Origin of the sequence: Nitrosospira sp. Nsp13, assembly GCF_900101945.1 — a bacterium.
Lineage (GTDB): Bacteria > Pseudomonadota > Gammaproteobacteria > Burkholderiales > Nitrosomonadaceae > Nitrosospira > Nitrosospira multiformis_D.
The window spans coordinates 400799-413242 of sequence record NZ_FMVD01000001.1 but is presented as its reverse complement, the minus strand read 5'-3'; the positions used below and the strand labels follow the sequence as shown (position 1 = coordinate 413242).

Genomic DNA, 12444 nt, shown 5'->3' with positions numbered 1-12444 from the left:
GAGGGCAGCTTTACGAAATGAGGTAATGGTTATCCCGTTTCTAAATAGGCTGCCGTATGAATTGCGGTCCAATATGTCCCTTGCATGGAGACAATGATTCATGTCATCCAGTCATCGCGAACCACCCACACCTTCACACGATCAAGAAACGGAACGAGTTTCTTCGCCAGCCGATCCATCAGCATCAGCAGCATTTCAGGTTAAATATATTGCCCGCGATGTCCAGGCCGGGATCATAACCGGGGCCATGGCGATTCCCCTGACTGTGGGCATTGCCTTGATGTCTGAATATCCCATCAAGGTCGCTTTGGCAACCGTTGCGTTCGCCTGTTTTATCGGCTGGATCAATGCTTTCATCAGGCCGGGCAACTATATTGGCGCACCTGGCGTCGCGGCGGGCCTGGCGCCGGTTCTGGCGATGGGAGTTCATAGTTTTGGCATGGAAAATATGGCATTTGTCATTTTCCTGACTGCATTTATGCAAAGCCTGATATGGAAATTCGATTGGCAGAAATATATTCTGCTGGCGGTGCCCAGCTACCTTGTCGAAGGACTGTTGGCGGGGGTTGGCTTGAAGATCGCCCTCAAGTTTTTGACATTTACCTATGAACTGCCTATTGATCAGGAATCAACCGATACATTCTGGAATGGCGCGCGTATCCAGATAGCGCTTATATCGCTGGCTGGTTTCGCCATGTTTGTCTACCTGTTTTCGAAATTCAAGGACACGAAACCAGCGATCCCTTATTTCCTGTTGATCGGGGCAAGTATAGTACTCGCACAATTCGTGCCCATGTCCATGTTGCACGTGGATGATGTGGAGCTTCGTCTCGATCTGCCGATACCACACTTCGACAGTGCATTGACTTGGATGTACGTTATAGGTTTTGCGGCCATGCTGGCGGTGATCGACGTGATAGAGCAGGTCATGAGCAACGCCGCCATCGAAAAAATAGATCCGCTAAAACGCAAATGCAACACCAATAACAGCTTGTTGGCTATCTGGATAGCCAATATGGGTTCCAGCTTCTTCGGCGGCATGACCAATCTGGACGGTCTGGCAAAAAGCACCACCAATAAACTGGCTGGCGCCATGACCAAATTCTCCGTTCTTGTCATAGGCATCGTGGTCGCATTCTTTGTCATGAACTCACAGTATCTTGAGTTTCTTCCCAAATTTTCGCTGGCGGCCATCATGATCTTCTCCGGCTGGAAAATGATCATGGGACTGTGGCACGTAGCGAGTCACGGCCAATACGCCATGATTCTTGCCACCCTTTGCGGGTTGCTGGTCTATAAAGTGGGCATTTTCGAAGGCTTGCTTATCGCCATGACGGTACATGGTCTTATTAATTATATTGTTCTCAATCAGGCCGACAAGATGCCCAGCAAAACTATTATTAAAAAATACCTGCAAAAATTTTCCTCGGGTGGAGGAGGAGGGCTAGATTAACCCGAAGATACTGGATCGCAGGCTGACGGGACAAATTGGATTTTAGCTCCATTTGGCCAAATGTCATGATTCATGCTGCCATACAATAATGTATGGCCCGGTTGCTGCAGGAGCAACACACATACTGCTTTGCTCAAATGGATTACGTTTGACAGAATTCAAATGGAACAGGCTTACGATGTCGCTATCATTGGTGCGGGTCCTGCGGGTTGTGCGGCTGCGCGCACTTTGTCCAGCGCTGGGTTATCGGTTGGCCTATTTGATAAGGCCATATTTCCCCGCGACAAAACCTGTGGAGATGCCTTAATTCCCGATGCATTTCACGCACTGAGCAAACTCGGGCTGACCCAGCGCGTAGCTGGGATATCCTATGCCGTTGACGGCATGCGCCTGATTAGCTCCGATGGCAGTGACGTTCTGGTTCGTGCGCACGGTGCATGCATACAGCGTCAAAAGCTGGATGAATTGTTGTTGAATGGCGCCATCGAAACCGGCGCCATGTTTTCACCCGGACATGATTTCATCCGCGTGTTGGACGAGAATGGAAAATATTACCGGATCGAATTCAATACAGGCCTTGGAGTTGTCTCTACTCGTGCATCATGGGTATTACTGGCAACAGGTGCTCATCCGGCACCGATCGAGCGTGCGGGTTTATTATTGAGTGCTGAATGCAGGAGTTTCGCCGTTCGCCAGTATGTGCGTAACGAGCGGCTGGCAAAAGATTTCAATGAACTGGTATTTGTTTTCGACACCACCGTCAAAGGCGGCTATGGCTGGATTTTCCCAGGCCCGGATGCGATATTCAATATCGGAATAGGATTCTTCGGGTCTGCGCACAAACACAATAATCTCCGCCACAACTATGAAAATTTTATTGCCAAGCTGCCTCTCTTGCAAGAGCTGATGCGTGATGGCGAGATCGTTAGCCCCCTCAAAGGCGCGCCACTTCGCACGGGTTTATCCGGCACGCGTTTTGCCAAGGGCGGTTTGCTTGGCATTGGGGAATGCATTGGCGCGACATTTCCCCTTACTGGCGAAGGTATCGGGAAAGCGATGGAAACGGGTATTCTTGCCGCGGAAGCCATTATCGCGAAATGCCAGTTGGGCCGTGCCGCAGTGGCACAAACCTACACACGGAGCGTGGACGCCCTTCAGCCCAAGTTTGAAATCTACCGTAAAGCCGAATTCTTATTTAAATGGCCGTACTTGACCAATAAATTGGTGAAGCATACGCGCAATAACGAAACGACTCGCGGCAAGGTGGAAGGGTTGTTTAATGAAACGGCCGATCCAGCTTTTTTATTAACATTACCCGGATGGGCGAAAATTCTATTCCGCTAAGCTGCGGTAAGCAGCCGTTAGCTGCACTGAGTTCCATGTAAATCAGCTCCCAAACGGGGCCTCTAAATCCTGAAAGCATACCTTGAAACCGGAATATGGGCAGGCCGCTTTAACCCGTTTCATTAAATGTGCCGCCGAACAGGTAAGCCGGGACTGGGTGAGGTTATTGGTCGGCCGGTTCTTTTGTATTACCCGATATTCACATGGCCAGCGGAGTATTGAATACTTTCTCCGCGTGCATGAGAGAGTGTAAATGCGATAGTCAGCGGCCCCGCCCGGCCAATCAACATCAGTACGATGATAATGCATTGTCCGGGGGTGGATAAATCGGCGGTTATTCCTCTCGATAATCCTACCGTGGCGGCGCCTGATACCGCTTCAAACGCCAAGTCAAGAAAATTCCCGTTTTCGGTTATGGTCAACAAGAATATACCAATATTGACGCAAAGCAGGGAGATAACGATGATTGCCAGTGATTTACGGATGGTATCGAGTTGAATGCTGCGGCCAAATATGGTGGGGCGTTCCTGCTGGCGCAAGAACGCCCATGTTGCCAGCAACGCCACAATGAAGGTACCGAGCTTTATCCCGCCAGCCGTCGAGCCGCTGCCGCCGCCAATGAACATCAGCCCCATGATGAAAAATGCGGTGGAAGGGAATAGCGCTCCCGTATCCAGCGTATTAAAGCCGGCGCTACGCGGAGTAACAGCCTGGAACCAGGCGGCCCAGAGTTTCGCGCTCCAGTCGGGCAGCGCGGCTAGCGTAGCGGGATTGCCGTATTCAAGCGCCAGAATTACAATCATGGCGACCACATTTATAATCAGCGTGCCTACCAGCATTAATTTGGTATGCAAAGCAAATTGCCTGAAGCGTCTTTTTTCTATGATATCAGCGATAACAACGAATCCAATGCCGCCGGAAATAAACAGCAGAGAAATAACAATATTCACCAGCGGATTACCTGCATAAGTCGTCAGACTATCCGCCGCTAACGCAAATCCGGCACTGTTAAATGCCGAGAGGGTATGAAAGAAACTGTAAAACAGTCCCTTGCCCCAGCCCATTTCCGGTACCCACTGCAAGGCCAGCAAAAGTGTCCCGAGCAGTTCCATGATCGCAGTAAACCCGATCGCCCATAGCAATACGCGCCATACATCACCTTGGCCGGTGTGACTGAATGTCTCGCGCAAAGCCGCACGCTGTTTCACGCCCAGTTGACCTCGTGTCAGATGAATGACGATAATGCCAAATGTCATTAACCCCAGGCCGCCGCATTGCATCAGAAACAGCAATATCCAGTGCCCGAACAATGTAAAGTGCGTGCCGATGTCCACCACGGCAAGCCCAGTAACCGTCGAAGCGGACACGGCCGTGAATAGCGCCTGCAGCCATGATGTCGGCTGATGGCTGGCACCCGGCAGTTTCAACAGCAAGGTACCGAGAATGGCTAGCCCGGCATAGGATAAGATCAGGGCTTGCGGTGGCGTGAGGCTGAGGAACCGCTTCTTTGCCAGCTGAAACCATTGCGAAAGCGACGATGGCCGCATTACAGATACTTGGTGATTTTACGCAGATTGCCGAGAGTGCCGAGTAACAGGATTTTATCGTTGAGCTTGAATTCATATCGAGGTGGGGGCGGCACCATTACCTCATCCAGGTGCTTGACCAGCAAACACTGAAGATCATTCTCCGGCAAATGCAATGCATCCATGTTCTGCCCCGCAAGCCGCTCCGAAGCGCGCACCTCGACAGTAAACTGGTCGTGTCCGAGACTGATGTAGTCCATGACCTCAGGGTAGACCATGCCGCGGGCAAGCCGCAAGCCCATCTCATGCTCAGGGTGCACTATATGATCGGTACCCAGCTTCTCGAGGATTCGATGGTGGTTGGGATTAAGTGCTTTTGCCCACACTTTGGGTTTCGGCATGGCCTTTACAATCAAGGTGGCGAGAATATTGGCTTCAATGTCTTCGCCGATGGCGATTACGACGCCATCGCAGTCATGCACGCCGAGGTCACGCAATACCTTCTCATCGCGCGCGTCAGCTATCACGGCCTGGGTGATTCTATCGGCGATTTCACTGACGAGACCGGGATTGAGATCGATGCCGATAACCTCATTGCCCAAGCGTGAAAGTTCGAGGGCTATCGTTGAGCCAAAGACACCAAGTCCAATAACGGCATAGGTATGCTTCATAAATAGAATTGCAGGGGATGATTAAGGGAATTAGAGAATGAAATACGTACGCGCGGCATGTCTTTTGATATTTATAATGCGATCTTAAGTCCCGCTCGGCAGATTCGGCGGAATGCAAGCCGGGCTCCGTCTAACCGGCAGGGTACAATGATGCCATATAGAATTCTGCTAGAGTTTGCACGCATACGGATCAGGATGCAACTTGGCGGGGCGCGCATTCTCGCTCCTATTCCAGCTCTATTCCAGCCGTCCGGCTGCTGACCGCAGATTATCCTGTATCCGGCAGTTGGACGGAGCGGAGTATGCGGCTTAGAGTGCAGGGCAAAACGCAACGCCTCCATGCGCCTTAAAAGCCGTGCAATCCACCCTATAGCAGGCTCACCCAAAAGGTGAGGGCGCAAATAGTAAAGAATATTATTATTAATCATATTATTAATCCAATAAATAAGCAGTCAACTACCCGATTTTGGATCACTACGACGCTGAACCCATAAGCACGACGGAGGTTAACATTAAAAAAATTCTTGTCGCAACCGATCTTTCCGGTGATTCCTTCCGCGCCGCGACACGGGCCGCCATGTTATGTGCTGAACTGAAGTGCGAAACAGTCGACCTATTGACAGTGAAGGAAGCCAGGTTGCCCGACGCGCTTGGGCTTGTACTAAAAAGTACACCGGCAGTAGCGGAGTCCATGCTGGTAGAGCGTACCCTGGGCGAGTTGCGGCTTATCGCCGGCCAATTGCATGACGATTACGGAATTCCCTGTACTACTACCGTCAAATTCGGGCAGCCCGAGGAAGAAATCATTGACCGGGCAGATGAATTGCCTGCGGATTTAGCGGTGATAGGTATGCATGGAGGCAATTTTTTTACTAATTTATTTATCGGCAACACTGCTGATAAATTGGCGCGTATGACTAAAACTCCTTTGCTGGTGGTAAAAAACCAGGCCAAGCGCGCCTATCGCCTGGTATTGGTTCCAGTCGACTTCTCGGAAAATTCGAGGCGCGCCGCGTGGATGGCACTGAAGATCGCGCCTGATGCTCATATAATTTTTTTGCATGTATTTGACGTGGTGGTCGAAGAGCAAATGCGATACATCAATGTTCCCACCGATACGATCAACCAATATGATATCGAGGCGCATGAAAATGCCCGATGGGATTTGAATCAATTCATAATCGATCTGCAGATCGAAAACCGTCCGCACTCTCGCACGGTGATTTTCGGTAATCCCGGGCATGTTGTCTGTGACTATGCCAGGACGATGGAGCCGGATCTGATCGTGCTGGGAAAACATGGGCAATCGCGTTTCGAGGAATTTTTGCTTGGCAGCGTCACGCGGCATGCGATTGATCAGACTTCTTGCGATATCCTGGTTGTCACCGCTCGATCAGCATAAAGTACTAAACCTAAATCCGGCAACAGTTGGCCGCTCTATGCAGGAAGAGGGCGATGACGAGCCGGAGTAGAAATTAAAGCCAATTTAACCTTTTCGAGGGATTGGGCAATAATAGCCACTCTTGGAGAACGGCTATGTTTCACCAATGGTCGAACGGTCGGCTCGATAAGGCCATCAATCGCCTTGAAGGTAATTGATTTCCAGCGCTATGAACTGCGTAAGCTGATTCCAGGTGAAATTATTGTCGGCTACCAGCACAAGGGTACGTTTGCCATTGAAACGCGGACCCAGGGTAATGCCTTCGATGTTACCGACCGCCAGCGCCGAGCCATCCGTGTTTTTCAGATCCGACAAATCCAGCAGCAGGGTTTTTCTTACAGATTGGATGCTTCTGCCCGCAATGGATTCCATCCCTGTAATATTGGTAGCGTTGCGCGCGTCGGCATAATAAAGCCGGACGGTGTAGCCCGTTGCCGTATTGCCAGGCGTGGCCGCACCGCGCGTGAAGGAACGCTCGATAGTAATGAACTGGCGGTCTCCAATGGCGATAAAGTCGGTCAGCCCGTTGGTGGCAAAGCCGATGAAAGACGCGGGAGCGAAGACAACCGGTCCGACATCGTAAATATATTCGGCACCAGGCTTTCCGCTGGCGATGTCGAATGCAAGAATGCGCGCACGCGAACCCGTGAAAATATTGGAAGGCGGGGAATCCTGGATCAAGCCGTTTTCGGTGGCAGTATATAAAGTATCGCCATCAACCGATAGCGCCAGGCTTTCGAATGCCAGATTGTTGTAAATGCCTTTGTCGCCCGGAAATAATCCCATATTGGAACCACTCGGATAGTAACGAGCGGGTACTTCAAAATCGCGGCTGTGGCTGCCATCTGGATTCATTTCACGCACCGTAGGGTTCTGAAAATCAAGAATGCCGCGGTGCCCCTCATTGCTCCAATAAATCTTATTGCGCGCGATATCGAAACGCAGGCCTTCCGGATCCACCGAGCTGCGTTCGAACGCGCCACCACCGGGCCGCTGAATTGTGGTTACGGCGTGAAATATCACGCCAGCCATGCCAGGCGTGTTGGAACGCTGAAACCGGGCAAGATCGAGAGACAGCTCGTAGAAACGCGCGGGATGGGTTCTGCTCCGGTCATCGCTGATAGCCAGGTAACGATCGGTGAAGGGGTTATAATCCAGCGACGACAAACCGCCGACGCTGGTATCGAGGAAACTTGTCTTGTTGGGTACGATTTGCTGGCCTATATAGCTCAAACTGAAATCAGCGGCATGGCCAGTCCCCTGAATACAAGCGGTACAGCTTGCGGCGAAAACCGCAGCGACAGCGATCCTGAATCCGGCGGCCAGGTGCTTATTTTTTAGTTTAAGACGATGATCCACAAGGAGTTTTTGCGCCATTCGACCTTTGCTGCCACGAAACGGATTGATGATTATTTTCATGAGCGGGACTTTATCAGAAGTCATCGGGCGCTACCGTGAAGTTCCTTAAGCGTGGGAAATATACGCTGAGCACATGACTATTACCTATTCCGGTGCTTACTTTCGAGTCGCCCACTCTCTCAAGTTTGGGATTTCTCATCCTCCAAGGCGGCATCGTGCCACTGCTGGCAAAAGCATGGATTCCTGGGGATCATAAGCAGGTTTACCCACATTGGAATTCCGGCTATATTGCGGCGTAGCGGATAACCATCAGCTTTCACGGCCTGCCGTTCGCATGATTCTTACAAGAAAATGACGTATGATTAGCATCTCTCATATACGAATGATAAGCGGTGGTTTCCGGTTGACCGTAGTCACAGTCGCCGCTGTACTACTGACGGCAGGCATCTCTGGATGCGCCAGTTTCAAGGAAGTCAGGACGTTTGCTTCACTTTCCGCGAATGCCGCCGGTTATGAGACGCTCACCAGAGACTATATCGGTGCGCTTGATAGACGCAAGCAGTATCAGCCGCAAAAATTCCACGGCGATCTGGAGACGATGAAGATTCACCGGGAGGCACAGCGCGCCAGCCTGGATTTACTCCAGCAAACCGTGACAGACTATATGCAGGGTCTAGGCAGTCTTGCCGCAGGCGATATCAGAACCTTCGACAGATCGCTTGACGATCTCAGCTCCAGCCTCAATGAGGCAACATTGTTGGACCGTAACGAGAAAGAAGCTATCGGCGCACTCTCGACTCTGCTCGCACGTACTGTTACGACACTATACCGGCAGCATGAAATGAAACGACTTATCCATGATGGCAATCAACCCCTTCAGGACGTGATAGCGGCTACCCGCAAGATTGTGAAGAGCGGCATCGTGGCTGATTTACAGACGGAATCTGCGTTGGCCGGGCGATACTATGATAACTTTATGCTGGCGCCGGATAATCCCGTGGAGCCTGTCGCAATGGCGCTCGCAAAAGAAGCTAGGGTGGAAGCATTGGACCGCGTGGACAATCGCATCCGGGGTGCGCAGCGCTACGATGCGGTGCTGGAGAAAATCGCGGGAGGCCATCAATATCTTTACGATCACCGGAACAGGATCGGTCAGGATGATTTTGGCCGGCAGTTCAAGCCAGCCATCGACGAACTTCGGATCGCCTACCGGAACTTGCTTGACGTTTCACGATAAAAAGAAGGACAGGGCATGGAAAAACTTACGCCGGATGATGCTTTTGAGCTGGGCAACCTGTTTCGCGATGCCGCAATTGCACTCGGAAACTGGCGCATCGAAAATCGGGCCAGTCTGACTCCAAGCCAATGGACCGAGCTCGATGACCGCGAAATCACACTTTTGAACGCCGCGTCCAGCATATATACTAACGCGATAGGGCTAGCACTGGCCGAGAGCCGGACACCGCTTGCTCGCCTGCAGTCCAGCGTAAAAAAAGCAAAGTCGGCGATGCGGCGTATTGCAATCTTTAAACAAGCGCTTGATCTCGCGTCCGCACTCATTCTCTTCGCCGGCGCGGTGACATCCGGCAACGTCGCGGGAATTCCCGCCGCAGTCGTCGCGCTGGAAGATGCCGCCGCGGCTATTGTCGAATCCTCCGATTCGGAATCATGACAATCTGAAACTGGCAGACTCATGACTCTCGCAATGACGTTCCGGTTTTTCGCTGGTTCGCCGGTAGACCTTTATTATTGATTTCAGTGTCGCAATGCCACAATTTCCCATCTACTCATGAATAAGAGACGTATCGTAGTCGCCATCATGCTGGCCGTCGCCGTTGTAACGCTGGCGAGTTGGTCTTTCTTCCGCCAGGAGAGCGATACGAATACGCTGGAACTGTTCGGCAATGTCGACATCCGCCAGGTTTCACTGGCTTTCAATGGCAGTGAACGGGTCGCTGAAATGCGCGTGCAGGAAGGCGATCGGGTCGAGGCAGGACAAGTGCTGGCTACGCTCGATACACGTACCCTGGCGCTGCAGATCGCCCAGGCCCAAGCGGGGATCGAGGTACAGGAGCAGGTCTTGTTGCGGCTGAAGAATGGTACTCGCCCCGAAGAGGTGGATCAGGCCAAAGCTGACGTTGCTTCCGCCCAGGCCGAGGCGGATCTTGCCGGGCAACAGCTCAAACGGCTGCAGAATGTGGAAAAAACGGCTGGTGAGGCGATCAGCCAGCAGGATCTGGACCATGCGCGTTCGCGCCGCCAAGTTTTCAAGGCACTGCTGAAAAATCGCAAAAAGGCACTGAAGCTGGCGGTGATCGGTCCACGCAAGGAAGACATCGCCCAGGCTGAGGCACAACTGAATGTTTCCAAAGCTGAGCTGGCTTTACTCAAACATCAGCTCAGCCTCGCCGAGCTTAAGGCGCCCATCAATGCCATTGTACGCTCACGCCTGCTGGAGCCTGGCGATATGGCCTCACCGCAACGGCCGGTCTATGCGCTCGCGATCACCGACCCGAAATGGGTGCGCGCGTATGTCACGGAAGTGGATCTGGGGCGGATCAAACCAGGTATGAGCGCGCGCGTGACTACTGACAGCCATCCGGATCAGTCGATTCGGGGTCACGTAGGCTACATTTCTTCGGTAGCCGAATTCACTCCAAAAATGGTGCAGACTGAAGAGCTGCGTACCAGCCTGGTGTATGAAGTTCGTGTCTTTGTTGAAGATGCGGAAGACCGCTTGCGCCTGGGTATGCCCGCCACCGTTCATATATTCCTGGAAAATCATCGTGATGTGGCCGGAGCAGCACAGTGACGCGCCCATACACGACGGCGGTAACCGCGTGCGGACTCCACAAGCGTTTTCTGATCAAGGAATCCGACCAGACGGTTCACGCTGTCACCGACGTCTCGCTGGACGTACAGGCGGGCTCGCTTACGGCGCTGGTGGGTCCCGATGGCGCGGGTAAAACCACCTTGCTGCGAATGATGGCTGGATTGATGAAAGCCGATGAAGGGCAGCTTCATGTATTGGGTATCGATGTCGCGGCCGACCCGCAGGTGGTTCAGGATCGCATCAGTTATATGCCGCAGCGCTTTGGTCTGTATGAAGATCTCAGCGTGCAGGAAAATCTCGATCTCTACGCCGATCTGCATGGCGTGCCGCAAGCAATGCGCCTGAAACGCTACGCACGGCTTCTGGAAATGACCAATCTGACGCGCTTTACCGCACGCCTTGCGGGCAAGCTCTCCGGGGGGATGAAGCAGAAACTGGGTCTGGCCTGCACATTAGTGCGTTTGCCGGAATTACTGCTGCTGGATGAGCCGACGGTGGGTGTTGATCCGCTATCGCGTCGGGAGTTGTGGGAAATCGTTCAGCAAATGATAGATGATGAACAATTAACCGTCCTGGTCAGTACCGCCTACCTCGATGAAGCCGAGCGCTGCGCCAAGGTATTCGTGCTGCATGAAGGCAAACTCGTGGCCCAGGGAACTCCGGCTGAAATCCGCCATCATGCCAGCAATCTGTGTTTTGTCGCCACGCCGCCACAAGACCAGCCGCCGCGTTTCCTGCAGACGCGCCTGCTGGACAATACCGAGAACGTCATCGACGCGGTTCCGCAGGGGGGGGCCGTACGTTTCATTCGCCGCCCGGGAAGCGATCAGCGGCATCTTGATGCCATGCTTGACGGAGCTCCGGTTACGGCGGTAGAAGAACGCCTGGAAGACGGGTTTATGACGCTGCTAAGCAAACAATACGTTGCTGATCCACTGGATGCCACTACGCGGGAAACCGTCGTGCATCCGAAAATAGTTGAAGGTGAAAGGCGGGGGAAAGGTGAAGATTATGCCGGTGACGTGATTATCGAGGTGCGCGATCTGGTGCGCAAGTTTGGTGATTTTACCGCGGTGGACCATATCTCGTTTTCGGTCCGGCGCGGAGAAATCTTCGGCCTGCTGGGACCAAATGGTGCGGGCAAGACGACGACTTTTCGCATGCTTTGCGGTCTCTTGCCGGCCAGTGGCGGTTTCCTTCAGGTGGCTGGTGTTAATCTGCACCATGCGCGTGCAATCGCACGCCGCAAGATTGGCTACGTATCGCAGAAATTTGCTCTCTATGGCGATCTCACCGTGATGGAAAACCTGGAGTTCTTCGGCAGTGCCTATGGCTTGAACGGTGAGCGCTTGCGCGAGCGCATCGGTATTGTCACGCGGCAATTCGGCCTGAAGGATAAAGAGAAGTCACCGAGCAAGCAATTGCCCGGCGGCTACAAGCAGCGCCTCGCGATGGCGGTAGGGCTGCTGCACGAACCCGACATCCTGTTTCTTGACGAACCTACCAGTGGAACCGATCCGCAGAGGCGCCGCGAATTCTGGCGACGTATCGCCGCGCTATCGGAAGTAGGCACAACGATTGTCATTACGACCCATTTCATGGAAGAAGCCGAGTATTGCGACCGTATCGTTATACAGGATGCCGGGAAGCTGCTGGCGCTCGGAACGCCGCGTGAAGTACGGACGCAAGCCGGTGGAAAAGACAGCCGGTTGAATATGGAGGAAGCGTTTATCAGCATCGTCGAGCAAGGCCGGCGGAGAGACAGCGAAACGGCTGCGAGGGAAATCGTGCCATGAACGCAAGGGCAGGGACAAACC

The 12444-nt window shown here is 52.8% G+C and carries 10 protein-coding genes; 7 read left to right on the top strand and 3 right to left on the bottom strand.

Annotated features, from left to right (window positions below; all coding sequences use genetic code 11):
- Positions 1 to 100: 100 nt before the first annotated feature.
- A complete protein-coding gene (locus BLO43_RS01850; RefSeq protein WP_090905474.1) occupies positions 101 to 1453 on the top strand; it encodes a SulP family inorganic anion transporter in 1353 nt (450 codons plus the stop codon).
- Between the two features lie 162 nt (positions 1454 to 1615).
- Entirely contained in the window at positions 1616 to 2797 is a 1182-nt protein-coding gene (locus tag BLO43_RS01845) for an NAD(P)/FAD-dependent oxidoreductase (RefSeq protein WP_175443815.1), read from the top strand.
- A 188-nt stretch (positions 2798 to 2985) separates the two neighbouring features.
- Here BLO43_RS01845 and BLO43_RS01840 read toward each other — a convergent pair whose 3' ends face one another.
- Positions 2986 to 4344 (bottom strand): TrkH family potassium uptake protein, encoded by a 1359-nt coding sequence (locus BLO43_RS01840; protein ID WP_090905470.1) that lies wholly within the window; start codon positions 4342 to 4344, stop codon positions 2986 to 2988.
- On the bottom strand, positions 4344 to 4994 hold the full coding sequence (locus BLO43_RS01835; protein WP_090905468.1) for a potassium channel family protein: 651 nt from the start codon (positions 4992 to 4994) through the stop codon (positions 4344 to 4346). Before BLO43_RS01835 ends, BLO43_RS01840 begins: the two co-directional genes overlap by 1 nt.
- A 466-nt stretch (positions 4995 to 5460) precedes the next feature.
- Here BLO43_RS01835 and BLO43_RS01830 point away from each other — a divergent pair, with 466 nt between their 5' ends.
- Complete coding sequence (locus tag BLO43_RS01830) at positions 5461 to 6396, top strand: universal stress protein (RefSeq protein ID WP_090905466.1); 936 nt, start codon at positions 5461 to 5463, stop codon at positions 6394 to 6396.
- Positions 6397 to 6570: 174 nt separating this feature from the next.
- Here the strand turns inward: BLO43_RS01830 and BLO43_RS01825 are convergent, their stop codons facing one another.
- On the bottom strand, positions 6571 to 7854 hold the full coding sequence (locus BLO43_RS01825; RefSeq protein ID WP_254773277.1) for an esterase-like activity of phytase family protein: 1284 nt from the start codon (positions 7852 to 7854) through the stop codon (positions 6571 to 6573).
- A gap of 298 nt (positions 7855 to 8152) precedes the next feature.
- Here BLO43_RS01825 and BLO43_RS01820 point away from each other — a divergent pair, with 298 nt between their 5' ends.
- The 4 genes from BLO43_RS01820 (at position 8153) to BLO43_RS01805 (ending at position 12423) form a co-directional block, all read left to right on the top strand.
- A complete protein-coding gene (locus BLO43_RS01820; RefSeq protein WP_139149212.1) occupies positions 8153 to 9031 on the top strand; it encodes a hypothetical protein in 879 nt (292 codons plus the stop codon).
- A 15-nt stretch (positions 9032 to 9046) separates the two neighbouring features.
- A complete protein-coding gene (locus tag BLO43_RS01815) occupies positions 9047 to 9466 on the top strand; it encodes a hypothetical protein (protein WP_090905462.1) in 420 nt (139 codons plus the stop codon).
- A gap of 117 nt (positions 9467 to 9583) precedes the next feature.
- Positions 9584 to 10606 carry an HlyD family secretion protein gene (locus BLO43_RS01810; RefSeq protein WP_090905460.1) on the top strand — a complete coding sequence of 341 codons (1023 nt, stop codon included), beginning with the start codon at positions 9584 to 9586 and terminating at the stop codon, positions 10604 to 10606.
- Positions 10603 to 12423: an ATP-binding cassette domain-containing protein gene (locus BLO43_RS01805; protein ID WP_090905458.1), complete on the top strand. Its 1821-nt coding sequence runs from the start codon at positions 10603 to 10605 to the stop codon at positions 12421 to 12423. The genes BLO43_RS01810 and BLO43_RS01805 overlap by 4 nt, the downstream gene beginning before the upstream one ends.
- The last annotated feature ends 21 nt before the right edge of the window (positions 12424 to 12444 follow it).

Excerpts from the sequence above, each read along its gene's own strand:
- BLO43_RS01850 (WP_090905474.1), top strand. The coding sequence starts at position 101 with ATGTCATCCAGTCATCGCGAACCACCCACACCTTCACACGATCAAGAA.
- BLO43_RS01815 (WP_090905462.1), top strand. The coding sequence starts at position 9,047 with ATGGAAAAACTTACGCCGGATGATGCTTTTGAGCTGGGCAACCTGTTT.
- BLO43_RS01845 (WP_175443815.1), top strand. The coding sequence starts at position 1,616 with ATGGAACAGGCTTACGATGTCGCTATCATTGGTGCGGGTCCTGCGGGT.
- BLO43_RS01825 (WP_254773277.1), bottom strand. The coding sequence starts at position 7,854 with ATGAAAATAATCATCAATCCGTTTCGTGGCAGCAAAGGTCGAATGGCG.
- BLO43_RS01820 (WP_139149212.1), top strand. The coding sequence starts at position 8,153 with ATGATTAGCATCTCTCATATACGAATGATAAGCGGTGGTTTCCGGTTG.
- BLO43_RS01840 (WP_090905470.1), bottom strand. The coding sequence starts at position 4,344 with ATGCGGCCATCGTCGCTTTCGCAATGGTTTCAGCTGGCAAAGAAGCGG.
- BLO43_RS01835 (WP_090905468.1), bottom strand. The coding sequence starts at position 4,994 with ATGAAGCATACCTATGCCGTTATTGGACTTGGTGTCTTTGGCTCAACG.
- BLO43_RS01810 (WP_090905460.1), top strand. The coding sequence starts at position 9,584 with ATGAATAAGAGACGTATCGTAGTCGCCATCATGCTGGCCGTCGCCGTT.